Origin of the sequence: Moraxella sp. ZY200743, from assembly GCF_050885545.1 — a bacterium.
GTDB lineage: Bacteria > Pseudomonadota > Gammaproteobacteria > Pseudomonadales > Moraxellaceae > Moraxella > Moraxella haemolytica.
On record NZ_CP091313.1, the window covers coordinates 587,447 to 610,546 of the forward strand.

The 23,100-nt window shown below is 38.6% G+C and carries 22 protein-coding genes, 2 tRNA genes and 1 pseudogene; 10 read left to right on the top strand and 15 right to left on the bottom strand.

Annotated features, from left to right (window positions below):
* Positions 1-94: 94 nt before the first annotated feature.
* The 11 genes and pseudogenes from L3D27_RS02810 to fic form a co-directional block, all read right to left on the bottom strand.
* A pseudogene (locus L3D27_RS02810) lies at positions 95-445 on the bottom strand (aminotransferase class I/II-fold pyridoxal phosphate-dependent enzyme); the annotation flags it as partial.
* Between the two features lie 475 nt (positions 446-920).
* Positions 921-1,313 carry a hypothetical protein gene (locus L3D27_RS02815; protein ID WP_432480698.1) on the bottom strand — a complete coding sequence of 131 codons (393 nt, stop codon included), beginning with the start codon at positions 1,311-1,313 and terminating at the stop codon, positions 921-923.
* Positions 1,289-1,777, bottom strand: coding sequence for a hypothetical protein (locus L3D27_RS02820; protein ID WP_432480699.1), 489 nt, complete (start codon positions 1,775-1,777; stop codon positions 1,289-1,291). The genes L3D27_RS02815 and L3D27_RS02820 overlap by 25 nt, the downstream gene beginning before the upstream one ends.
* A 157-nt stretch (positions 1,778-1,934) precedes the next feature.
* Complete coding sequence (locus L3D27_RS02825) at positions 1,935-2,285, bottom strand: hypothetical protein (protein ID WP_432480700.1); 351 nt, start codon at positions 2,283-2,285, stop codon at positions 1,935-1,937.
* A complete protein-coding gene (locus L3D27_RS02830; RefSeq protein WP_432480701.1) occupies positions 2,245-2,574 on the bottom strand; it encodes a hypothetical protein in 330 nt (109 codons plus the stop codon). The genes L3D27_RS02825 and L3D27_RS02830 overlap by 41 nt, the downstream gene beginning before the upstream one ends.
* Positions 2,575-2,623: 49 nt before the next feature.
* Entirely contained in the window at positions 2,624-3,163 is a 540-nt protein-coding gene (locus L3D27_RS02835; RefSeq protein WP_432480702.1) for a hypothetical protein, read from the bottom strand.
* A gap of 90 nt (positions 3,164-3,253) precedes the next feature.
* Entirely contained in the window at positions 3,254-3,688 is a 435-nt protein-coding gene (locus tag L3D27_RS02840) for a hypothetical protein (protein ID WP_432481486.1), read from the bottom strand.
* Between the two features lie 141 nt (positions 3,689-3,829).
* Positions 3,830-4,177, bottom strand: coding sequence for a helix-turn-helix domain-containing protein (locus L3D27_RS02845; protein WP_432481487.1), 348 nt, complete (start codon positions 4,175-4,177; stop codon positions 3,830-3,832).
* A 10-nt stretch (positions 4,178-4,187) separates the two neighbouring features.
* Positions 4,188-4,388: a helix-turn-helix transcriptional regulator gene (locus tag L3D27_RS02850; protein WP_432481488.1), complete on the bottom strand. Its 201-nt coding sequence runs from the start codon at positions 4,386-4,388 to the stop codon at positions 4,188-4,190.
* Positions 4,389-4,630: 242 nt separating this feature from the next.
* Positions 4,631-5,452 (bottom strand): hypothetical protein, encoded by an 822-nt coding sequence (locus L3D27_RS02855; protein ID WP_432481489.1) that lies wholly within the window; start codon positions 5,450-5,452, stop codon positions 4,631-4,633.
* A gap of 105 nt (positions 5,453-5,557) precedes the next feature.
* Positions 5,558-6,646 carry a protein adenylyltransferase Fic gene (gene fic, locus L3D27_RS02860; protein ID WP_432481490.1) on the bottom strand — a complete coding sequence of 363 codons (1,089 nt, stop codon included), beginning with the start codon at positions 6,644-6,646 and terminating at the stop codon, positions 5,558-5,560.
* A gap of 505 nt (positions 6,647-7,151) precedes the next feature.
* On the opposite strand from fic, the gene L3D27_RS02865 reads away from it, so the two are divergent.
* The 4 genes from L3D27_RS02865 (at position 7,152) to L3D27_RS02880 (ending at position 12,207) form a co-directional block, all read left to right on the top strand.
* Positions 7,152-7,409 carry a hypothetical protein gene (locus L3D27_RS02865; RefSeq protein ID WP_432481491.1) on the top strand — a complete coding sequence of 86 codons (258 nt, stop codon included), beginning with the start codon at positions 7,152-7,154 and terminating at the stop codon, positions 7,407-7,409.
* Positions 7,410-7,682: 273 nt separating this feature from the next.
* Positions 7,683-8,693: an IS1595 family transposase gene (locus L3D27_RS02870; RefSeq protein ID WP_432481492.1), complete on the top strand. Its 1,011-nt coding sequence runs from the start codon at positions 7,683-7,685 to the stop codon at positions 8,691-8,693.
* An 8-nt stretch (positions 8,694-8,701) separates the two neighbouring features.
* A complete protein-coding gene (locus tag L3D27_RS02875) occupies positions 8,702-9,502 on the top strand; it encodes a DNA-methyltransferase (protein ID WP_076555225.1) in 801 nt (266 codons plus the stop codon).
* Entirely contained in the window at positions 9,499-12,207 is a 2,709-nt protein-coding gene (locus tag L3D27_RS02880; protein WP_076555224.1) for an N-6 DNA methylase, read from the top strand. Before L3D27_RS02875 ends, L3D27_RS02880 begins: the two co-directional genes overlap by 4 nt.
* A 233-nt stretch (positions 12,208-12,440) precedes the next feature.
* Here the strand turns inward: L3D27_RS02880 and L3D27_RS02885 are convergent, their stop codons facing one another.
* Positions 12,441-13,676, bottom strand: a complete 1,236-nt coding sequence (locus tag L3D27_RS02885) for a tyrosine-type recombinase/integrase (protein WP_432481861.1) — start codon at positions 13,674-13,676, stop codon at positions 12,441-12,443.
* Positions 13,677-13,930: 254 nt separating this feature from the next.
* Positions 13,931-14,007, bottom strand: a tRNA-Arg gene (locus tag L3D27_RS02890).
* 273 nt (positions 14,008-14,280) lie between these two features.
* Between L3D27_RS02890 and L3D27_RS02895 the strand changes: the two genes are divergently transcribed.
* From L3D27_RS02895 to queF, 4 genes are all read left to right on the top strand, one after another.
* Complete coding sequence (locus L3D27_RS02895) at positions 14,281-14,829, top strand: c-type cytochrome (RefSeq protein WP_284674155.1); 549 nt, start codon at positions 14,281-14,283, stop codon at positions 14,827-14,829.
* A 219-nt stretch (positions 14,830-15,048) separates the two neighbouring features.
* Positions 15,049-16,026, top strand: a complete 978-nt coding sequence (locus L3D27_RS02900) for an ABC transporter ATP-binding protein (RefSeq protein ID WP_284674157.1) — start codon at positions 15,049-15,051, stop codon at positions 16,024-16,026.
* On the top strand, positions 16,023-16,793 hold the full coding sequence (locus L3D27_RS02905; protein WP_432481493.1) for an ABC transporter permease: 771 nt from the start codon (positions 16,023-16,025) through the stop codon (positions 16,791-16,793). Before L3D27_RS02900 ends, L3D27_RS02905 begins: the two co-directional genes overlap by 4 nt.
* A 76-nt stretch (positions 16,794-16,869) precedes the next feature.
* Positions 16,870-17,709, top strand: coding sequence for an NADPH-dependent 7-cyano-7-deazaguanine reductase QueF (queF, locus tag L3D27_RS02910; RefSeq protein WP_432481494.1), 840 nt, complete (start codon positions 16,870-16,872; stop codon positions 17,707-17,709).
* Between the two features lie 131 nt (positions 17,710-17,840).
* Here the strand turns inward: queF and L3D27_RS02915 are convergent.
* Positions 17,841-17,916, bottom strand: a tRNA-Glu gene (locus tag L3D27_RS02915).
* Between the two features lie 162 nt (positions 17,917-18,078).
* Entirely contained in the window at positions 18,079-18,567 is a 489-nt protein-coding gene (locus L3D27_RS02920; RefSeq protein ID WP_373627438.1) for a YajQ family cyclic di-GMP-binding protein, read from the bottom strand.
* A 1,169-nt stretch (positions 18,568-19,736) separates the two neighbouring features.
* Between L3D27_RS02920 and L3D27_RS02925 the strand changes: the two genes are divergently transcribed.
* Together L3D27_RS02925 and L3D27_RS02930 are read left to right on the top strand one after the other, a co-directional pair.
* On the top strand, positions 19,737-20,243 hold the full coding sequence (locus tag L3D27_RS02925) for a toxin-activating lysine-acyltransferase (protein ID WP_019520343.1): 507 nt from the start codon (positions 19,737-19,739) through the stop codon (positions 20,241-20,243).
* 35 nt (positions 20,244-20,278) lie between these two features.
* Complete coding sequence (locus L3D27_RS02930) at positions 20,279-23,062, top strand: RTX family hemolysin (protein WP_432481495.1); 2,784 nt, start codon at positions 20,279-20,281, stop codon at positions 23,060-23,062.
* Positions 23,063-23,100: the final 38 nt, after the last annotated feature.

Here is a 23,100-nt window from a genome sequence, read left to right on the forward strand (position 1 = left end):
TTTGAGTTGATAGTAAAGGATAAATGACCAATCAGTAAATTATCCAATCCCTTATCAGTACTTCATCTCAAGCGATATGATAAAATTTCGCCCTGATGCGGCGTACCGTAAATTTTAACTGACCAAGCACTCGCTCGGCTTCATCTGCGGACGGTGCAACCACCGACAAACCGCCAACACGCTCACCGTAGAGAGAAAGGTTTTTTGAGAATGAATTTGATGCAAAAATCGGCAAATCCATCTCAACAGCACGACGAATGGCATAAGCATCTGCATCCATGTCATCATCAAAGCCCTGATGGGCAATATCCATAAAGGCAATGAGTTTTTTATCTTTGATGATGTCGAGTACAGTATCCCACTGCTCATTGGTCAGATCCACACCTGTTGGGTTGTGGCAACATGGGTGCAGTAGCACCACATCATTTTCATTTAGACCCCCAAAAGTCTGCTAAGTCTGCTAAGTTATTCAAAAAAAGCCCTGTAAGCCTTACGCCATAAGGGTTAAAAACTTTTCACCCATTTGCTAAGTTTTGCTAAGTTATTGGCAATTTTACCCCAAACACCCTTAAAACCAGCACAACCACGACTACACCAAACACTATCAATCCCTTTATCTATAAGGCTTTGCGGTGTTTTACTATTAAGATTGAATAACTTAGCAGATATGGGAATAACTTAGCAGGGCTGGCAGTGGCTGGAATGGTCGCACGGTTCAGCCTGCTGTTCGGTGCTGGTGGTCGGTTCGGTCGGTGCTGGTGCTATCTTTGTTGATGGCTATATCTGGGCGGTGGGGCTGGTGTTTGCGTGCTGTATGCTTTGGCGGTTGTTATATTCAAACAAAGTACCGATAAAAAAACAACAAGGGCGAACGCTTACCCTTGTTGTTTGTATTGCCTGTATGATCAAAGGCGGTTGGGCTAACATTGATTTAATAATGCTGGGTTTAGCTCTATCACACGCTTTGGACGGCGGTTTGTGGTCTCGGTGTCCAGATAGATATAATTGTTATCACTTAACAATTCTAATGCTGTTTCTAGTGTTTGTTTAATTCGTAAATGCTGGGGCGTTACGCTCGTTTGTAGATATGACAAATAAAACTTATCTTGCCCTGTCTCTTTGGCTTTTTTAACCAGCCATTGTAACAGCTTTTCAGCGTCTGTAATATCTGTGGCAATGTCATCATAGCGTCTGCGTTCGCTTGCTGAATAATCCACAATCGCTATCGCTCCTTTGATGTCGTCAGATTCTATGGCGTTTTTGCCGTTGAACCATGCAAATAACGCTCCTAGCCGTGTAGCATTCTCCACCATACGACTAGCATAGGCTTTGGCGTTGTGGTTAATACCGCCTTTTGTTGGTTTTTTTCTACCTCACACCAATAGTCTTGCGTGATTTTTAGAGCTGGAATCGTCCATGCTAGGCGTTTTCTTTTATCATCTGCAGGTGGTAGCTCTAAGAAGTTTTGGCATTTTTTCCAATAAGTTTGCAAGGTCTCATCCATCATAAAATTATCCGTGATAAGCTGGCGATAGCGTGCATAAAAACTGACTGGGTCGGGCTTGTCATCGGTATCAAATCGCATGGCGTGCTGATGATTGCCCATGCCATGCTTGCCAACCGCTCTATTTTCGCTTGTGGGGTGTGGGTGGTATGATTGCCCATGTGGGTGCTGGGCGTGGCTGTGTGCGTTTTGCTGACTGGTAAAAGGTCGCTTGTTAAAAAATGCGTTTTTGGCAAATAATGGGCGGTTTAATAATTCGTGTGCGTTTGTCATGATAAATTCCACTGATACAATTTTAATCATTACTTGGGCTGGTTCGGTCGCTCGGTTTGGCTGCTTTGGTTTGCCATGTCGATAAATCCAGCCATCAGACAATAAAAGCCATTCACCCAAAATAGATAAATGGCTTTTTGGGCGTCTTGTACTTTGGTTAGGCTGGTTTGTTGTGATTGGGCTGGCGTTTCGTTGGTAGCAGTGCCAGCAGGTCTTTTTTGTTGTGTTCAGCGTTATTTGCCATGTTCCAACACGCCTGCTGGATAAGCTCGCATAAAGTTTCAAATGAAGTCAAATCATCTTTATGATGGCGTAACAAATCCATTGCTTGCCCTAACAGACAAAACTGCTCATTTGCCGTGCCAAAATCATAGGCATAACACTCAACATCATTTACTGATATGGTAATGCTTGGTGTTAGGCGGTCATGTCCGATACTTTGGGCGTTGGTGTTGCTGGTGGTTTGGTTAAGATTGGCGGTTGTGCCAGTGTTGATAACTACATTCATGATATTTTCTCCTTAGATTAAAATTGTTCTGTGATGGTTTTAATGGCGACGCTGATGCTTTCATTACTTGCGATGCTTTGGGCGTGTTTGATTGCGTCTGAAAGCTCGTCAAATGCTGGCAAGTGATAACAAGGTGCTTATCTTTGCCATTGGCAAACACACAAGCAGGCGGTAAAAACGCATGAATGTCTTTAAATGCTATCGCTTGGCTGGTGTATGGCGTGTTTTGGTTGCACGGTGGGCAAATATGCACGGCGTTGGCTGGTGTGGCAAGTACAAACTTAATCATCTTGCACCTCCTTTGGCAAAAACACGGATAGCAGGCGTGCTAAATAACGCTACAATGCGTTCTGTGATGGTTTTTGGCTTAGGTGGTACACTTGCCCATTTCGCTCATTGATTAGCTTTACCAGCTCATTCATGGCGTTGTAGATGGCATTGGCTTTATCGCCATGTCCTGCGTATGGATTTTGGGCGTGTAGTTCGCTATGGCGGTGGTATTCGTCTGCTAGGACGGTTAGAGAATGGGATAAGATGGGGTTTGCGGTCATGATTGACGCTCCTAGTAAAGTTTTGAGTAATTTACCCAGTAATGGGCGGTGTGGTCTCACTCTCGGTCTTACTAGTGACCGCTTTACATATTCGCCAACTGGCTTATTTTGTAATATCAACCACACCATAAAGGGGCGAAAATTTGCCAGCATGGGCAAAGTTTGCGTATATGATGGGTTTACGCTTACACCAATGCCAGCTTTGGCGGTGTTTGGGCGTAAAAAAAGCCAATGTAAACCGTTTGGCGTAACGGCTAGTAAGTTTTGAGAGAGACGCTCATCATATTTCACGCCTGCGATTTTGTCAGGTGAAATATTTTTAATCAATTCTTATTTTAATGAAATTTCTTTCATGTTATAATCTCTTTTGTGATTGAAATTTGTGTTTTTTATTGTTCGTTTTTCCACATTTCGCCCCTAATTCGTTAGGGGCGTTTTGTTTTTTTGGCAATTTAGCCCTGCATTATCCCAAATCTGTTGTAATTCATCATAGGTTAGTGCTGGCAAAATACCATTGTATAGCTGGGTTGGGTTACTTAGCCCTTGAATATTGAACAGATGCATTGCTTTGATAAAATGCAGTTTGCAGATTGTCTCTGTGTCTAGTTTTGGGCGGTTGCTTTGGGCTTTTTGGGTCAAAAATTCTCTTAAATTGTCGATGTGTGCCACAAATTCCCTAAAGCTCATTATCAACTGGTATCCAGTTTCTAATAATTTAGGGAATGTTGTTCGCATACTGTCCCAATACCAAATATTCATATCAACCGCTTTTGGCTCTAGTGGCTCACTGGGCAATAAACGCAACATTTCTTGAATTTGCTGTTTGCTGAATGAATGATAGGTTTTCGCCATAATAAATTCGCTCCCATTATTTACTTTGCTTTTGCAGGCGTGGCGGTGTGGTTGCTTACGCCTGCTGGTTAGTGGTTAATATGGATAATCATCATCAGTTATGCCATCGTTGCCATTTTTTGGGTTTGGTCTATCATGGTTTTATTTCCCTTGTGGTTTACCATTGTTTTGGCGTTTGGTTTTGGGCTTGGTGGTTTTTGGTTTTGCCGTTCGTGCTTGTGCTACGACTTGATAAATGCTTGCCGTGCCGTCTAGGATTTCTTGATAACGCTTACGGGCGTTGGCCTTATCTTTGATGAAATAGACTTTGTAGCGGGAATTTGGGCTATTTTGCCAACGCCAATCAATGACAAACCCCATCTTTTTTAGCTCAGAAATTCGGGCTGACAAGCTGGCTATGTTCATGGTGTTAATGGCGTGCTTGATATGTACTTCCACACCGTCTAGCATGGCTTGATGGTTTTTTTGATTGTGGGAAATGGGTAGCATGGTTTCGCTCCTATGATGGGTGCTGGTTATTGTTTGGTGCTGGTGGTCTGGAAATGGCTGGATAGTCATCAACCGTTTCTAGGCGGTTAATCCAATCCAAAATATCGCTGTTACGCCATGCGGTCATTGCGGGGGATAACTTAATGGGTGCTGGAAATTTACCAGTCTTTACCCAGTTATAAATCGTGGATTTGGATAAACCAGTCATCATGCACGGATTTAATTCTGCTAATGCCTTGTGCTGGGAAAGTGTCGTTTGAATGGGTCATAAAATACGCCTTTGTTGTTGGTTGTTTTTTGCTAGTTCCGTAATACTCCATTGCTTTGTAATACTGTCTAGCGGTGGATAAGGCGTATTGTAAACGGTTGATTTTTAAGAACAATAAAACACCCCCTTGCTACATGAGTAAGGGGGTTATTTGGGGTGATAGGGGGGTCTTACATTTTCTGTGTTCACTCAATTTGGGTGGTTGAGTGTTCTTTACGGTCTTTATCTGCTTGTTTTAATACGCTCTCTATCCATTCATAGTTTTTGTTTTCTTGGTTGTCGTACTGAAAAATATGCCTGACGGTTTCGGCATAGCTTGTAAAACCCTGTTTTGTCATGATGTTTAAGTATTTTTTTTCTAGCCTTGCCCTTTCTTGTCTTTTATGTTCGGTTGCTTTTAGGGCGTGTTGTTTGCCTTGCTCTCGTTGGATTTGCTTATGAATGGCGGTTTTGTCATCATCGGATAAAAGCTCAAATTTTAAGATTGTATCTTGTGGCAGTCCATACAAATACTTAGCACCGCCTAGCACTTCCAAAGATTTATTAGCAAGTGCCATAGCATAAAACGCATTGCCATTTTGATATAAAAAACTGGCAAGGTGTTTTAGGGTAAGGGATAAAGCTATTAGTTCTACTACTTTTTGGCGTATGGCAGGCGTGGGCGGTGTGTGTAGGCTTGATTGCTCAAAGCTGGCAAAAAAATTATCAAGGGCGGTGCTAAACAATGTGTTTTTATTAAAATAACTAACTAATAGGGCGTAAGTAAAATTACCACCGCTATTTATTATAACTTCCATGATAACATCAGTGCAAATGCTGATAATATCAGAAATACACTTATCAAATTGCGTTTGATGGTCTGCTGGCAGGGGTGTATCAGCGAAAAAAACAAGTGCAAGACGGTATATATCAATTGTATTTACACCTAAGTTGCTTTCAAACAATGCTTTTGTATCAGCAATTTGGCTCAATTCTTTTAATTTATTTTCCCATTCGGTGTGTTTCATCTCATACCTTACCCATACCTTAACCAAAAAAAGAGTGCAGGCGGGGCGGTCTAAGGTATGAAAAATAACCGCCGTTCGGTTAATTACTCCTAGCCTGCAAAAGGGTTAAAAATGATTGTCGCTACTTTGTAGTAGTCTCATTAGTGCTGGATTGATAAACAGCTTTTCTTTGCCAGCTTGCATTTCATTCAATACGCCTATTTCACACAATTTGGCTAAGTAGGTGCTGGCGGTTTGGCGTTTGGCAATGCCTTTATCAACCAAATTGTTAATCCGACAATACGGCATTTCAAAAATCACATCAACCAATTCACGGCTATAAATCTTGGGGGCGTTGTCTTTGATAAAATTAGCGGTGTTTTGGTGTAGCTCTTTGATTGCCAAAATCTTTTTAGTTGTCCAATCGCTTGTTTCCTTAATGGCAGTTAGCATATACACTAGCCAATCTTGCCAGTTACCATCAGCCGTTACGCCCATCAAGCCTTGATAATAGCCAGCTTTATTTTGAATGATATAACGGCTTAAATACAAAATAGGCAAATCAAGCAAGCCTTTATCAATCAAATATAAAATATTGATAATCCGTCCAGTTCGCCCATTGCCATCAAAAAATGGGTGTATTGCTTCAAACTGATAATGTGCGATTGCCATTTTTACCAATGGGTCTAAATCATCGTGAGCGTGTAAGAAATTTTCCCAGTCCGTCAATAGTGCTTTGATGGCGTTTGGGTCGTCTGGCGGTGTATAAATCACTTTGCCTACGCTGTTTTGTAATACCGTGCCTTTATGGGTGCGTATGCCTAACTGTGAATTTTTGATGGTTTGGCAAATGGTTAAGGCGGTGTTTGCGGTTAATGGTCGCTCTTTAATCGCTTGTATGCCATCATAAAGGGCAGTGCGGTATCGCAAGGCTTCTTTGGTGGCGTGGTCTGCCACATTGTCATCATGGGCGTATTGAAAAAGTTTATCGGTGGTGGTTACGATATTTTCAATTTCGCTACTTGATTGGGCTTCTAGCAAGGGAATGGCGTTAATCAGCATGGTTTGATTAGGGATTAGCTCGCCTGCTTGTTTTAGACTGGCAAGGCTTGAGCGTGCCAATACGCACAATTTTAGCACGGCTTTGGTTTCCACATCGTGCAAAGGTGGCAGGCGTGGCAAATCATTATAGGGGCGGTTTGGGTCAAATGTCATCTTTATAAAATCCAAATTTTTAAACATGATAGCATAGATATGTTTATGTCATCAACATAACATACCCATCATCTTTAAAAAACCCGAAAATTTAAAGATGATAGCCCCGCTAAGCTATTCCCATGTTTGCTAAGTTATTCCCACCCCTGCTAAGTTATTCAATCATGATGGCAAAACACCGCCAAGCCTTATAGATAAAGGGATTGATAGTGTTTGGTGTAGTCGTGGTTGTGCTGGTTTTTATGGTATTTGGAGTAAACTTTCCAATAACTTAGCAAAACTTAGCAAATGGGTGGAAAGTTTTTAACCCTTATGGCGTAAGGCTTACAGGGCTATTTTTGAATAACTTAGCAAACTTAGCAGACTTTTGGGGGTGTATTTTTAAATTCATCATTAAAAAGGTGTAAATATGTTGATAATAAAAACAAGCACGCAAGCCCTAGCACTGAACCATGCCAAACGCTGATTAGGGCGAAAATAGGGCGGTTCGGTCGGAATGGCTGGAATGGCTGGAATGGCTGGAATGGCTGGAATGGCTGGAATGGCTGGAATGGCTGGAATGGCTGGAATGGCTGGAATGGCTGGAATGGCTGGAATGGCTGGAATGGCTGGAATGGCTGGAATGGCTGGAATGGCTGGAATGGCTGGAATGGCTGGAATGGCTGGAATGGCTGGAATGGCTGGAATGGCTGGAATGGCTGGAATGGCTGGAATGGCTGGAATGGCTGGAATGGCTGGAATGGCTGGAATGGCTGGGAAATGAAAAGTTATATCATAACCTATAAAAAAATGGCAGGCGTGGCAAGCCTATAAAAAATCAACACCGCCAAAGCTGGTAAAAACACCGAACAAGCACGAACGGCAAAAAATACCAACGGTGCATAAAAAAATCAAAGACGGCAAACGGCAAAAGGATAAATATATAAAAAAATATTATTTTTTTTATTTTTTGGCTGTGTTTTAAAATTTGATTGATGTGGTGCGTCAGATTTGCTATAATCCCCATACTATCAAGCGGTTATGGGGATTTTTATTTATGAAAACCACACACGAAATTGATGTACTCAAGCAACTCTTTGAAAACCTGTCTGAGCGAGATAAACAGCAGTTTTTAAGCCAAATTACCAGTAGCCAATCTGCAATTCAAAAAGTGATCCAACCAAGAGACGTAAAAGCCTGTCCACATTGTCAATCTGCTCATTTTGTGAAGAATGGTAAGCGTAATGGCAGACAAAATTTCCTTTGTCGTGATTGCAATAAAGCCTTTGTTGAACAAACTGGCACAATCTTATTCAGTATGAAAAAAGATATTGCGGTATTAGAAAAGTACGTTCATTGTATGATTGAAAAATACTCGTTGCGTAAATGTGCTGAAATTTGCGACATCAATCTTGCTACCGCCTTTGCTTGGCGGCATAAAATCTTAGACGCTCTGCAAAAGATGATGGAGCAAGTAGAATTAGATGGTGTAGTGCAAGCTGATGAAACCTTTACCACGATTTCCTATAAAGGGCATCACAAAAATTTTAACTTGCCACGCCCACCACATAAACGAGGAACAGTGGCGACAAAACGTGGTTTATCGAAACAGCAAATCTGTGTTCCTGTGGGTGTAAATCTAAATGGGCTATCTATTGCTAAGATAGCGAATTTAGGTCGTCCCAATGTAACAGATTTGCAGAAAGTCTTAGGCGGTAAGATTGCCCAAAATTCCGTGTTTGTGACGGATTCGCTCCGCTCTTATCAGAAATTGTCGTTCGATATGGGCTTAAATCATATCCGAATCCCGAGAAACAAATATAAAAATGGCGTATTCAACATTCAGACCGTGAACAACTATCACAAACGCCTGAAAGATTTAATCTTCGGTACATTCAAAGGTGTGGCAACAAAGTACCTAAATAATTATCTCGTGTATCACAACTTTGTGAACTTCGCCAAAGATACGAAGAAGAATAAAGAAGTCGTCTTATTCGATTTTATTCGCAATACGTTTTGTCAAAGTAGAACGTTTGAAATCTCAAAACGCCCTGCATTACCTATCTAGGAGGTAAAATGAATAATCAAATTTCTATTCAAGATATGCAAAATACATTATTTGAGGGGGATTGTCTGGAAATTATGAAAAAATTTCCTGACAATTCCGTGGATATGGTTTTATGTGATCTACCTTATGGCACAACTCAGAATAAATGGGATAGTGTAATAGATCTCAATTTATTATGGAAAGAATATAACAGAATTGTTAAGCCTGATGGAGCTATTGTTTTAACTTCACAAGGTGTATTTACCGCTAAATTAATTTTATCTAATGAAAAGGATTTTAAATATAAAATTGTTTGGGAAAAATCAAAACCAACAAATTTCTTAAATGCTAAAAAACAACCTTTGCGAAAATATGAAGATGTTTGCGTATTTTATAAAAAACAGCCTACATATAATCCACAAATGAAGCAAGGCGAGCCATACAATAAAGGTATTAGAAAAGATCAGCTGACCGGTAGCTATGGAGATTTTAAACCACAATTAGTAAAAAGTGATGGAGAGCGATACCCTACCGATGTAATTTATTTTAAAACTGCTGAAAGTGAAGGGGAAGTTTTGCATCCAACACAGAAACCAGTTGAGTTAGGGCGTTATCTCATTAAAACATATACAAATGAAAACGATCTCATTTTAGATAATACATTCGGAAGTGGGAGTTTTTTAGTTTCCGCAGTATTAGAAAATAGACGTTTTTGCGGAATTGAACAAAATCAAAATGCTACATTATTTAAAGATAAGCACATTGACTATATTGATTTAGCTTTAAATAGATTGAATAAAGCTGGTGCAAATGTAAGGGTTGTAAGATGAGCAAGGCAAAATTAAATTACAATGAAAGAGCGTGGGCTATTGATGTGATTAGTCATATCAATTTATTTTGTTCTAAAAAGAACTTATTCGTTAAGAAAGCAGGTGGCGAGAGAACTTTAAAAGATCATAGCAAGAAAACCCTTTTTCCAGATGTTCTATTGTATGGTAACGAGGGGGTTGGTGAAGTTATTCAAGGCTGGGAGTTGAAAATGCCTGATACACCAATTACCGATATAGAGTTAATAGAAAATGCAAAGTTAAAAGCTAATAAACTTGGCTTAAACTCATTTCTTTTGTGGAACGCAAAAGAAGCAGTACTCTACATTAGGGAGAGAAATAGTTTTTCAATCAATAAAACTTGGATAGAATCAGACATTAAGAACAGAGAAGATGTGGAAACACATCAAAATAAATGGAAATATATACTTGAAGATATAATTACTTATATATCAAAGATAATTTCTGATTCAAGTTATAAGACAGTCGGACTATTAGAATTAAGCTCCAACTTATATGTGAATAGTTTAGAGAGCTTTAAGCAAGATTTATCTCTCAATTTTGAATCTAATGCTGTTAAAAACTTTGATTTTGATATAGAGATTACAGAGTGGTTTAATGAAAACAAAGCAAAAGGCGATAATAAGTATTCTGTATTAGCAGATTTTTCTATTCTTTCTTGGGTGAACAGGTTATTATTTTCTCACTATCTAAAAACATTTAATCAAAATGCCGAAATAATTAACAACCTAACTCCAGCTTCATCTGTCGATGATGTTATTGAAACATTTGAGAAAATTACAGAAAAATGTGATTTTATGAATGTGTTTCTATCTAATGTTGGAGATAAATACATTGGCAGTAAATTCTTATCATATTGGTTAGGATTGAATGAGTTATTAAAAGAGATTCGATTTGATAAGATAGATAGCGACTATTTGCACAATGTTATTGATTCTGCATTATTACATTCAAGGAAGAAAGTTGTTGGACAATTTTCTACTCCAATAAATTTAGCTTATTTCCTTACTAGTATAACGATCAAGAATCGCACAGCCAATATAATTGATACATGTTGTGGAAGCGGCACTATTCCAAAAGCAGTTTACCAAATCAAGCGAGAATGCAAAATTCCACCTAATGAAGCCTTAAATCAAGTGTGGGCTAGTGATAAATTTTCATATCCATTACAACTTTGCTCTATTGCATTATCAGACCCACAAGCATTAGGCAGTCTTGTTCAAGTGTTTCAGCAAGATGTTTTTGAATTACAACCGAATGCCAAAATTTCCTTTGTAGATCCATTTGTTGAGCAAGTTGTAACAAAAGAGTTACCAATTATGCACGCCGTTGTTTCTAACTTACCATTTGTAAGATTTGAAACGGCAGAAATTCCCAATAGTGATAAGCTAAATAATTTAGGGTTAAGTAAAAAATCAGATTTATACGCTTATATCATATTTCATCTTTCTAATTTGATTGAAGAAAATGGCAGAATAGGTGTTGTTATTTCAAATTCTTGGTTAGCAAATGAATGGGGAGAGCAGTTTAAGGAAAATTTATTAAAACATTTTAAAATTTTAAAAGTAATTTGCTCTTCAAAAGGAAAATGGTTTGGGAATGCAGATGTTGTTGCAACCCTATTAGTTTTGGAGAAAGACAATCAACATTCCGAATATGAAATAGATTTTATAACTACAAACACCTTAATCAAGGATTGGGATGAATCTGTATTGACCGAAATGGTTACAGCCACGCTAAGCTCTAAAATACAATCAGTTCACTTATCAAAGGCAACACATAAAGTTGAAAAAATAAGCAAGTTTCAAAAATTAGGTATTTCTTGGAATGCTCTGTTTAGCAATCTTGATTGGATTGACTTAGTTGCAGATAAGTTAACAAATGTTAGCAACTACATCAAAATAGCTCGTGGAGAACGTAGAGGTTGGGATAAAATGTTCTATCCCGAAAGTAAACATAAAATTGAATCTGACTATATTAAGCCTGTTGTAATGAGTTCAAAAGATTTGCCCGACTCTTTAATAGGAGAAGCAAAAAATGAAGCATTTTGCTGCTCAGAATCTATTGAAGTATTAAAATATAGGAATCATCTAGGTGCATTAGAATGGATTTCTAAATTTGAAAATGGCACAAATACAAATGGAAAACCGTTAGTCAAAATTTTAAGCCGAGCTAATCAATTTTGGTATGAAATGAAACCAAATGCTTTGGCTGATATGGTTATATCAATGAACCCCGATAAAAAGATATGCGTTTATCGACTAAAAGAACGTTCTTTTGTTAATCAACGATTGATTAGTTTATCTGTAAAAGATACGGAACAGTTAAATATAATGCACGCTTTATTAAATAGTGCAATTTCATTGTTCTATATTGAGAGTATTGGTTTTGGTCGGGGTTTAGGTGCGTTGGACTTAAATTCAACAACAATGTCAAAAAAATTGATGATATTAGACCCTAATTTACTATCTAGCGAACAGATAACAGAAATTGTAGAGAAATTTCAATCTATTTTAAATAGAAGTACATTAGATCTCCCGAATGAGTTACAACAAGAAGATCGCATTGAGTTTGACAAAGCTGTATTAAGTGCATTTAACATTACACTAGACCCCAAAATCATCTATGATAGCTTGTTAAAGATCTATAACATCCGGCAATCGGTAAAGGACGATAAAAATAGATAATAAAAATCAAGGCGACACTTAGTCTCCTTTAAAAACTTAAAAATCAATCAAATCTTAAAACACAGCCTATTTTTTATATATCTTTTTGGGTGGTTTTTTTGTTTGAATTAGCTCGTACTGGCACAAATCTTTACACTTTTTTTGTTATATTATAACATTACATATATTCTTTAAAATAAATACCCCCTTTTGATTTGTATTTTTAATCATTTTTGGGCGTGCAGGCGTGCTATTTACTGCATGGCTTGGATTTCTAGCGGTTGTGTGTCTGGTGTATGGCTGTCTTTTGCTTTTTTATTCAGTCGCTCTAAAAATAGGGTAAGTTGGTCGGTGCTGGTGTCAGCAGTTAGGCGGTTTTGGTAGGTTTTGAAGTCGCTTTGTCGGACTTCATCAACGATATTTGCCCAATCGTTCATTATTTGAATGCGTCTGGGTAGCATTTGGGCATCATTGTACGCCCGTTCGGTTTTGTCTCTGCTGATATGGGCTAGTTGTAATTCAATGGCTTTGGGGTTGTACTGCATTTCATAAAGGCTGGTACTTGCCAATCCACGAAAGCCGTGTCCAGTCATTTTGCCTTGATAGCCCATGCGTTTTAATGCGGTTGTAAAGGCGTTTTCACTCATTGCGCCTGTCTTGCTTCGCTGGCTATACAGCACATAATCACTATTAAAGCCAAAAGATTTGATTTGCTGTAGTATCTCTATCACTTGCGGGGCAAGTGGGACGATGTGGGGTAAGTCGTTTTTCATGCGGTGGGCTGGTATTCGCCAAACTTTGGCGTTTAGGTCGATTTCTTGCCATGTCATGCCTAGCAGTTCGCCAGTTTGTACAAAAGTATAAGCCAAAAGATAAAGGCCGTAACGGGTCATGGGTTCAATGTTGGCGGTGTCGATGTCTAGCATGAGTTTGGGTAATTCTTGTATTTTAATTCGTGCGTATTTGGTCTCTTTGTGTGTGATGGTGCGTCTGATATTTCTTGGAATGGAGTTATATAGGTTTGGCGTTAATTGTTTGAGTACAACAAAGCTATAAATGCTGTTGAGTTGTCCAATGATACGCCGTGCGGTGTATGTAGCCCCTTGATTGGTTAGGTTTTCTGTCAGTGTTAAAATGTCGGTCAGATTAACGGCATGAATGTCCTCTATGCCAAACGCTCTTTTGATGTGATTGTTATAAATGCTTAAATCTCGTTCATAGGTTTTGATACTAACATTATTTTTTTGATGATGTAGCCATTTTTGGGCGAAAAAATCAAAAGAAGTCTGATTGTCTTTTTTGGCTTTTTCAGCCTTGATGATGTCTTTTGGGTTTTTGCCTTGTTCTAGTAATTCTCTGATTTTTAGATTTTCACTTCGTGCATGGCTTAGGCTCATGGCTGGATATTTGCCCAAAGTGATTTCATGTTGCTTGCCCATGTAACGATAAACCGCCATAAATACTTTATTGCCTGTATTTCTTACATACAGCCAAAGCCTGCCAGCGTCAGCATATTTATCTGGTCGGTTCGGTTTGCATTTTCGGACGGTTTAAGTTTTTTAATGGCGGTATCTGTAAGGCTCATGCTGGTATATTTCCTGTATTAAATTTTATACCAGTAAATATACCAGTTTTTTCGTGGATTTAAACGGTTTTATACGGACGGTATAGGACGATAAAACCAATAAAACCCTTTAAAATAAAAGGGTTCAAATACTGATTTGAACCCTATAGGAATATTATGTGGTGCACCTAGCGGGAATCGAACCCACGACCTTCAGCTTCGGAGGCTGACACTCTATCCAACTGAGCTATAGGTGCTAAGACTTAAAAAGAATATCGGTGCCTATTGGGCATGGCGAATTTTAGCAAGTTTTTATAAAAAATGCCACCCATTCCCACAAAAAGCGAGAAATTTTTAAAAATATTACTAATTTTTTGCTGATTTATTGAGATATTACATAAAAAGCATGGCATTTTACCTTCCTTTTCCCTTATAATAGCAGGGAGAATTTTTAATCATTTGGGCGTGTGCTAGCAAATCGCTGAATCAGCCCAAGACACCCAGAGTTTTTTGCTCAAGGCTAAGATGAGATGATGACAATGAAAAAAATTGTAATGTTATCTGCCGCCGCTACGCTGGCGATTTTCACAATGGCAAGTCAAGCTCAAGAAGCTACTCAGCCTACAACCACAAAAGAAGTTGCTAAAACTCAAGAAGTGGCAGCATCTGACAACCCTCAAAAATCAGCAGAGTCTATCCCTGAGGATAGCGAGCAGGTCAAAAAACTGATTGCGTTATACCCAAAACTCATCTCACGCATTGCCCCTTATGGCAAAGTATGTTTTGATGGCGAAGAGTGTGACATTAACATCACCGTACTTGCTCCTGCTGTAGAAGGTGAGGCACGCCCTGGCGATATGCTGTATAAGGCAATCTGTGCAACTTGCCATGATGCAGGTTTGGTGGGTGCACCAAAGACTGGTACTTCTGATTGGGCGTCTCGCATTGCTAAAGGCACGGCGACTTTATATGACCACGCCATCAATGGCTTTAACGCCATGCCTGCTCGTGGTGGTGCTGACATCTCTGATGATGAAGTAAAAAATGCTGTAGATTACATCATCAGTCAGTCTAAATAACCTGTTGTTATGACCAAATGGCTTAGGTGCGCAGACTCACTTAGGCTATTTGGTTTTTTTATTATTGCTAAATTGTCAAGACGATGTGGCGAACTGGTGGCAAAATTTAGCAAGGTGGCGTCATTCATCAAAGTTTTAAACCGATTGATGAGTGATTGGTTTGTCATTTCAACTTTCGCCTCCATATACATTACTTACTCTTAATGAAACGATATTTACATGACCAGTCCTGCTTTAAAGATTACCAACCTAAAAAAAACTTATCCCAATGGCTTTACCGCTCTAAAGGGCGTGGATTTGACCGTACCACAGGGCGAATTTTTTGCCTTGCTTGGGGCGAATGGGGCGGGCAAATCTACCATGATTGGGATCATCAGTTCGCTTTTTCCACCTACTGATGGCAAAGTGGAAATCTTTGGTATAGATTTACATAAACAGCCAAGCCTTGCCAAGTCCCAATTGGGTGTTGTTCCTCAAGAATTTAATTTTAATCAATTTGAACAATGCCTTGATATACTCATCACTCAAGCAGGTTACTATGGCATCAAAGAATCAGAGGCGTTGCCACGAGCTGAGTTTTTGCTCAAAGAGCTGGGGCTTTGGGATAAACGCCATACCAAATCACGCTCACTCTCTGGAGGCATGAAACGCCGTCTGATGATTGCTCGTGCCTTAATCCATCGACCCAAGCTCTTGATATTAGATGAGCCAACTGCAGGCGTGGACATTGAGCTTCGCCGTTCCATGTGGGATTTTATGGTGCGTATCAATAAGGAGGAGGGTGTCAGCATTATCCTAACAACGCATTATTTAGAAGAAGCCGAGCAGTTGTGCAGATATATCGCCATCTTAAATCATGGCGAGATTCTGATTAATACCGAGATGAAATCACTACTTACGCAGTTATCTTTAGAAACTTTTGTGTTTGATTTAAAAGATGAGCAGGCTACTTTGCCACAAATTAGCACTGCCCACCGTGTGCATCTGGCGGATAAAAAAACCTTAGAGATTACTTTGGATAAATCACAAAGTCTAAATGCGGTATTTATTGAATTAAATAACCTAAACATAGAAGTGCTAAGTATGAGAAATAAAGCCAACCGTTTAGAAGAATTATTTATGGGTGTGGTGGATAGTCATTTTCATCAGAATGGCGTGAACGAAGAGAACCGACTAAATGACAGAGAAGAATCATGAATACCCAATTTATTGCTTTTTATACCCTATTATGTAAAGAAATAAAACGCATTTTACGCATTTGGCCACAAACTTTATTACCCCCTGTCATTACCATGACGCTGTATTTTGTGATATTTGGGCAGATGATAGGCAGTAGAGTGGGGGAGATGGGCGGTGTTAGCTATATGCAGTTCATCGTACCAGGTCTGATTATGATGGCGGTGATTACCAATAGCTACTCGAATGTTGTCTCATCATTTTTTAGTACCAAATTTCATGGCAGTATTGATGAGCTTTTGGTATCGCCCATATCTAAGCACGCCATATTATTAGGTTATGTTTGTGGTGGCGTGTTTCGTGGGCTTGCCATCGCTTTGATTGTGAGTATTGTGGCATTATTCTTTACCAAATTGTCAATCGCTCATGTGCCAATCATGCTAATCACGGTTATTGGTACATCGGCATTATTTTCGTTGGGTGGATTGATTAATGCGGTATTTGCTCGCTCATTTGATGATATTTCTATCGTGCCAAGTTTTATTTTAACACCCCTAACATATTTGGGTGGGGTGTTTTATTCTTTAGAAAACTTATCGCCATTTTGGCAAAACTTATCGCTACTAAACCCCATCGTGTATATGGTAAATGCCTTTCGTTATGGTATTTTGGGGCATTCTGATGTCAATGTCGATTATGCTTTACTGGCGATTTTGTTATTTTGTGTGATATTTTATGGTGTGGCGTATCAACTATTAAAAGATGGCAGACGCATCAGAATATCTTAATTTATAAATAAGACTTGATGGGGTGGGACTGACCACCTAAATTGATGGTATTAACTGATTTGTAAAAGGTAAAAAAATGAGTATTCATGGTGTATTGGGTGAAACCACAAGCTATCCTAAAACCTATGACCCTAGTATTTTATATCCCATTTCACGACAACTTGGGCGAAATGAGATCATCAAAGATGTGGGTTTTGACAAGGTCTATCACGGCGTGGATATGTGGCAAGCCTTTGAATTATCATGGCTAAGCCCTATTGGTGTATCACAAGTGGCGATGGCTCGATTGTTCATTCCTGCTGATTCGCCAAATATCGTAGAATCCAAATCCTTAAAATTATATCTAAATAGCCTAAATTTTACCAAATTTAGCACTGCTGACGAATTAAAAGCCACCCTGCAAAAAGACTTATCGGTCTGTGTGGGGGCTGATGTTGCTGTGGAAATCATCGGTTTAGATGGCAGTGAGTTAAACATTGCCAAGCCAATGGGGGTTTGTATTGATGGTGCGTTAGATGATGTGAATGAAGAACTGGTTTTAACTGATGATATTGACAGCAGTTTTTTAAAAAATACCAAGTGGGGCAAATTAACAACCCATCAATTCTATAGCAATCTGTTACGCTCGAACTGCCCTGTTACCAACCAACCTGACTGGGGGGTGGTGCAGATTGAGATGACCAGCGACCATCAAGTGGATTTTGGCAATGTTTTAAAGTATATTTTGTCATTTAGACAGCATAATGGTTTTCATGAACAGTGTGTGGAGCGAATCTTTGCTGATATGATGACATATTTTCAGCCAACATCGCTAAGAGTGCTTGCCAACTATACCCGCCGTGGAGGTATTGATATTAATCCTGTAAGGGTATTTAACAGTGAGGTGGGGCAGATTGGTCGAGTGGTGCGTCAATAATGCTAATCGCCTAAATATCAATAAGAAACCGCCTGCTCTTGTGAGAATTGGCGGTTTCTATATGGATGATAAAAATAAACTTGTTAATAAAAAAACAGCCCTTAAAATATTAAGGGCTGTTTTTAAAATATTGGCACTCCATAGGGGATTCGAACCCCTGTTACCGCCGTGAAAGGGCGGTGTCCTAGGCCTCTAGACGAATGGAGCACAGGACTGTAAAGTTAATCAATGAATAATTACTTTACCAACTTTTGAACGCTTTCACCGTATCTCTCAAAATTGGGGCTATTATATCAAGTTATTTTTATTCGTCAAGAATTTATTTTAAAAAATATTAAAATAGTTTATAACTTGTTGATTTATATATATTTAATCTTTGAAATTGTTAAATTGTAATGGCACGCCAAAAGATTTTTCTTTCAATAACGCCATTGTTGCTTGCAAATTGTCTCTTTTTTTATCGGAAACACGCACTTTGTCGCCTTGAATGCTGGCTGAGACCTTTAAATCGCTCTCTTTGATGGCCTTGCTGATTTTTTTGGCGGTATCGCTGTCTAGCCCATCTTTTAGGTTAATGACTTGCTTGGTGTGTTTGCCTGACTGACTCTTTTCTTGGGGGTCTAGGGTTTGTAGGTCCACGCCTCGCTTGATGAGCTGTTTTTCAAAGATGGCGTATACATTATCAGCCTGTAGTTCGTTATCAGTAGTGATGGTAACGGTTTTGGCTTTGTCATTCATCTCAACTGTGATATTACTGCCTTTAAAATCAAAGCGAGTGGCGATTTCTTTTTCGGTATTGCCGATGGCGTTACGCACTTCTTGGGCATTAAGTTCAGAAACGATGTCAAATGATGGCATAATATTTCCTCTTTGATGGGTGTTATGACAAGTTTTAGCAATCTGTTTTTTTGGATGTCTAAAGACTGGTAGAAATACTAAACCCTAGTCAAATATTGTAATCACATATTAAGGTTATGTTATCACACAATGCCATCAAAAGCGATGATTTTGTGATGAAAGGGGGTGTCTAAAAATGTGCACGAACTTTTGTTATTAGTTAGAGCTCTTTTCGGATTCTGCCCAATCTGAAAAATACGCTTTTTGGTTTGACTTCTTCGGAGTCCTATGTTGATCAACCTGCTTAATTCTATGTGAAAATTTGTAGTATGATTATACTGAGTTGGTTGATTTTTTATTATTGCTATATTATAATAACCAAAAGATTAAATAATTTTAAATTTTATTGTTTTGCTGTATAAATAATTCCATTAAATACTTTTTTAACTCAATTAAAAATGATAAATCTCAAAAATTAGATTTACTTTTAAATTGCTCTCTACGATTGCGGCAAGACAATTTTTAAAAGCGTTTAATTTAACCAGTAAATGCTCATTAAAATATGTTTGACAGATAATTTATGATTGGCTTTTTTATCTGCCTTATTGAGTAGACTGATGTTTTTCTTTAGTAACTGGCTTTTGGCATTGTATTCTTGAATGTCTTGATAGTCAGAATGCACTCAAATGTGACCATTTGAATCTTTATGGTTTGATGACTCTTTTCGCCTTACTATTTTAAGCTGTCTAAAGGATGTTTTGGTTGCATCAATTAGCACGGTGTCAATATTAGTGTCTGTCCATAATGACTTTTGATGAGTTGTGCAAAATCTTTTATGCTTATTCGGTATGCTTTCTATCTATATGATGGTTTTGTATGCCGTACTTTCGTTAATCCCAAAGTCCTAGCTTGGATGAATGAACCTTGGTATTTTTGGCGGTAGTTTAAGGCTGTTATAAGTTTTTTTGGGATTATTTTGGCTTTCCATCGCTTGGTATAGACTCCTTGGCGTGGGTAAACATATGCTGATAGGTTGCTCGTTCTGTACCAAAGTAATGTTAAATGATATTTTGAATTAAATTGGTATTATGATTCTTTGGTTTAGGGGGTATCAAATTGTGTTGAGCTGAAGTTAATGTATAAATCTATTTGAGTTACTTAATTTAAAAAACTTAGAGAGTTGAATACTCATGAATGATAATTTTACAGAACTTGGAGCGATTACTTGGCTGTGGGCTAATTCTAATTTGCATAAGAATTGGACGCTTTCTCTCTTAACAACAAATGTTATTCCAGCAATTGAAACGAAGCAGTATGTACTGCTAAGAAGAGATAATATGCCTGTAGCATATTGTAGTTGGGCTAAGCTTAGTTTGGAAAACGAGGTTAAATATATTAACGATGTTACCTCTCTTAAGTTGGAAGATTGGCAGTCGGGTAACCGAAACTGGTTTATTGACTGGATTACCCCATTTGGCGATAGTCTGAGACTGACAAAACACATGAGAGAGTTGTTTGCAGATGAATTGTTTAGAGCTATCCGTGTGGAAGAAAATTCGTCGCATGGTAAGATAACTGAATTCCATGGAAAATCTGTTGATCCAAAGTTGGCCTCAAAAATGTTTGCACAATACCACGAAGATCTGATGAGCAAACTATCAACTCAAAATAATTTTATTATATCTAAAGATAATTAATTCAAACCTTTTTAAAACAATTAGGGTAAATAGCCATGTCTAAAATAAATGTAATTAAAACTAATATTCAAGCCAGTTTAAGCTCCACTAAGTCTGGACTAAAAAGTCTTTATTTGGCCATTCCTAAGGACTATGATCTGCAAAAGGAAGGGAGCTTAAATAACTTCATCAAAGCTGCCGATGAGTTAGGAATTGCTCGTTTGGCAGAAGAGCCTAATCACACTGAAACAGCAAAAAAATCTATTGATACGGCAAATCAGCTACTCTCTCTTACACAAACCGGTGTTGCTATCTCTGCAACAAAACTAGATGAACTCTTAAAAAAACATTCTGCCAATAAGTTGGCACAAGGACTGAAAAGTGCAGAGAATATTGATCATCAATTAGGAGATGCAAGTAGTGTGTTGGCAACCCTCAGTTCTTTCTTGGGTACTGCTTTGGCGGGCATGGAACTTGATTCTTTGATCAAGCAAGGCGATGCTGCACCTACTGATTTAGCGAAAGCCAGTATTGAATTGATCAATGAAGTGGTTGGCAACCTATCTAGTAGCGTTCAAACAGTTGAGGTATTTTCTGCACAGCTGGCAAAGCTAGGCTCCACTATATCGCAGGCTAAGGGTTTCTCTGGCTTAGGAAATAAGTTGCAAAACTTAAATTTCTCTAAAACCAGTGTTGGTTTGGAAGTGATTACTGGTTTGTTATCAGGTATTTCTTCAGGTTTTGTTTTGGCGGATAAAGATGCATCAACTGGTAAAAAAGTGGCTGCAGGTTTTGAGTTAAGCAATCAAGTTGTTGGTAATGTAACAAAAGCAATTTCTTCATATGTTTTAGCACAACGCGTTGCTGCTGGTCTATCAACTACCGGCGCAGTTGCTGCTTTAATCACCTCATCAATTATGTTGGCAATTAGTCCTTTGGCATTTGTGAATGCGGCGGATAAATTTAACCATGCCAATGCTCTTGATGAATTTGCAAAACAATTCCAAAAATTCGGCTATGATGGAGACCATCTATTGGCTGAATATCAGCGTGGTGCAGGCACTATTGAAGCTTCGTTAACTACAATTAATACGGCATTAGGTGCAGTTTCTGCGGGTGTTTCTGCCGCTGCTGTAGGATCTGCTGTTGGTGCACCTATTGCCCTATTGGTCGCTGGAGTAACGGGATTAATCTCTGGTATTCTAGAGGCATCTAAGCAAGCAATGTTTGAAAGTGTTGCGAATCGTTTGCAAGGTAGAATTCTAGAGTGGGAAAAGCAAAATGGTGGTCGGAACTATTTTGATAAAGGTTATGACTCTCGTTATGCTGCTTATTTGGCTAATAACTTACAATTTTTGTCTGAGCTAAATAAAGAGTTGGAAGCTGAGCGTGTTATTGCTATTACACAACAACGCTGGGATAATAATATCGGTGAGTTGGCAGGTATTACCAAGTTGGGAGAGAAAGTTGAGAGCGGAAAAGCTTATGTAGATGCTTTTGAAGATGGTAAAAAAGTGGAGGCCGGTGTTAATATTACATTAGATGCCAAGACTGGAATTGTAGACATCAGTAATTCAGATGGCAAGAAAACTCAAGCATTACACTTTACTTCACCATTATTAAGTGCAGGTAAAGAATCTCGCGAACGCATAAGTAATGGTAAATATTCTTATATCAATAAATTGAAATTTGAGCGTGTTAAAAATTGGCAGATCACTGATGGTGAGGCAAGCTCTAAATTAGACTTCTCTAAAGTTATTCAGCGTATTAATGAGCAGGAAACTGTAGAGGAAATTGAGCTGATTGTAAATGCTGGTGCTGGTAACGATGATATCTTTGCTGGGCAAGGTAAAATGAATGTGGACGGTGGAGCCGGACACGATCGTGTTTTATATAGCAAAGATGGTGGCTTGGGTAATATTATCGTAGACGGCACACATGCAACTGAAATGGGCAGCTATATCGTTAATCGTACAGTGGCTAAAGGTGATATTTATCATGAAGTTGTGAAACGCCAAGATACTGCGGTAGGTAAACGCACAGAGACTCTTGAGTATCGTGATTATGAATTGAGACAAGTTGGATATGGGTATAAGTCTACTGATCAATTAAAATCCGTAGAAGAAATAATTGGCTCTCAATTTAATGATAACTTCAACGGCTCCAAATTCACTGATATCTTCCACGGTGGAGATGGAAATGATCTACTTGATGGTGGTGCTGGCGATGACCGTTTATTTGGTGGCAAAGGTGCAGATCAACTTTTAGGTGATGATGGAAATGATCTACTTGATGGTGGTGCTGGCGATGATGTATTAAATGGCGGTGCTGGCGATGATGTATACATTGTTCGAAAAGGGGATGGGAATGATACGCTGTACGATGCTAAAGGTAATGATAAATTGGCATTCGCAGATGCTAATTTATCAGAGTTAACTATTGAGCGTACTAAAGAAGGTATATTGATTAAGCGCAATGATAATTCGGGTAGTATTAATATATCAAATTGGTACATTACATCCAAATTGGTGAATTACTACGGTCATAAAACTGATAACAAAATTGAGCACCTTATTGGCAAAGATGGTACTTATATTACCTCTGAGCAAATTGATAGCCTTTTGGAAGACAAACAAGTTGGTGAGAAAATCACATCTCAACAATTGCAAGAGCTTGCAAACAAAAATAAGAGTCAAGAGATATCTGTATCGGACATTGCAAGCAGTTTAAATAAGCTAATTGGCTCAATGGCGTTATTTGGTACAGAGAATCCTGTGAGCTCCAATGCCCTGCAACCAACTACACAACCGGTTCATGGTATTTTAGCTCCAAGTGTTTAGTGATTTAATTTACTAGACAATATCACCACCCATATCAT

Coding starts and splice junctions, on each gene's coding strand:
- L3D27_RS02850 (WP_432481488.1), bottom strand. CDS start 4,388: ATGATGACTGGTTTATCCAAATCCACGATTTATAACTGGGTAAAGACT.
- L3D27_RS02865 (WP_432481491.1), top strand. CDS start 7,152: ATGGCTGGAATGGCTGGAATGGCTGGAATGGCTGGAATGGCTGGAATG.
- L3D27_RS02815 (WP_432480698.1), bottom strand. CDS start 1,313: ATGGTGGAGAATGCTACACGGCTAGGAGCGTTATTTGCATGGTTCAAC.
- L3D27_RS02925 (WP_019520343.1), top strand. CDS start 19,737: ATGAATGATAATTTTACAGAACTTGGAGCGATTACTTGGCTGTGGGCT.
- L3D27_RS02920 (WP_373627438.1), bottom strand. CDS start 18,567: ATGCCATCATTTGACATCGTTTCTGAACTTAATGCCCAAGAAGTGCGT.
- L3D27_RS02855 (WP_432481489.1), bottom strand. CDS start 5,452: ATGAAACACACCGAATGGGAAAATAAATTAAAAGAATTGAGCCAAATT.
- L3D27_RS02830 (WP_432480701.1), bottom strand. CDS start 2,574: ATGATTAAGTTTGTACTTGCCACACCAGCCAACGCCGTGCATATTTGC.
- L3D27_RS02840 (WP_432481486.1), bottom strand. CDS start 3,688: ATGGCGAAAACCTATCATTCATTCAGCAAACAGCAAATTCAAGAAATG.
- L3D27_RS02895 (WP_284674155.1), top strand. CDS start 14,281: ATGATGACAATGAAAAAAATTGTAATGTTATCTGCCGCCGCTACGCTG.
- L3D27_RS02845 (WP_432481487.1), bottom strand. CDS start 4,177: ATGCTACCCATTTCCCACAATCAAAAAAACCATCAAGCCATGCTAGAC.
- L3D27_RS02820 (WP_432480699.1), bottom strand. CDS start 1,777: ATGACAAACGCACACGAATTATTAAACCGCCCATTATTTGCCAAAAAC.
- L3D27_RS02930 (WP_432481495.1), top strand. CDS start 20,279: ATGTCTAAAATAAATGTAATTAAAACTAATATTCAAGCCAGTTTAAGC.
- L3D27_RS02825 (WP_432480700.1), bottom strand. CDS start 2,285: ATGAATGTAGTTATCAACACTGGCACAACCGCCAATCTTAACCAAACC.
- L3D27_RS02870 (WP_432481492.1), top strand. CDS start 7,683: ATGAAAACCACACACGAAATTGATGTACTCAAGCAACTCTTTGAAAAC.
- L3D27_RS02875 (WP_076555225.1), top strand. CDS start 8,702: ATGAATAATCAAATTTCTATTCAAGATATGCAAAATACATTATTTGAG.
- L3D27_RS02880 (WP_076555224.1), top strand. CDS start 9,499: ATGAGCAAGGCAAAATTAAATTACAATGAAAGAGCGTGGGCTATTGAT.
- fic (WP_432481490.1), bottom strand. CDS start 6,646: ATGACATTTGACCCAAACCGCCCCTATAATGATTTGCCACGCCTGCCA.
- queF (WP_432481494.1), top strand. CDS start 16,870: ATGAGTATTCATGGTGTATTGGGTGAAACCACAAGCTATCCTAAAACC.
- L3D27_RS02905 (WP_432481493.1), top strand. CDS start 16,023: ATGAATACCCAATTTATTGCTTTTTATACCCTATTATGTAAAGAAATA.
- L3D27_RS02900 (WP_284674157.1), top strand. CDS start 15,049: ATGACCAGTCCTGCTTTAAAGATTACCAACCTAAAAAAAACTTATCCC.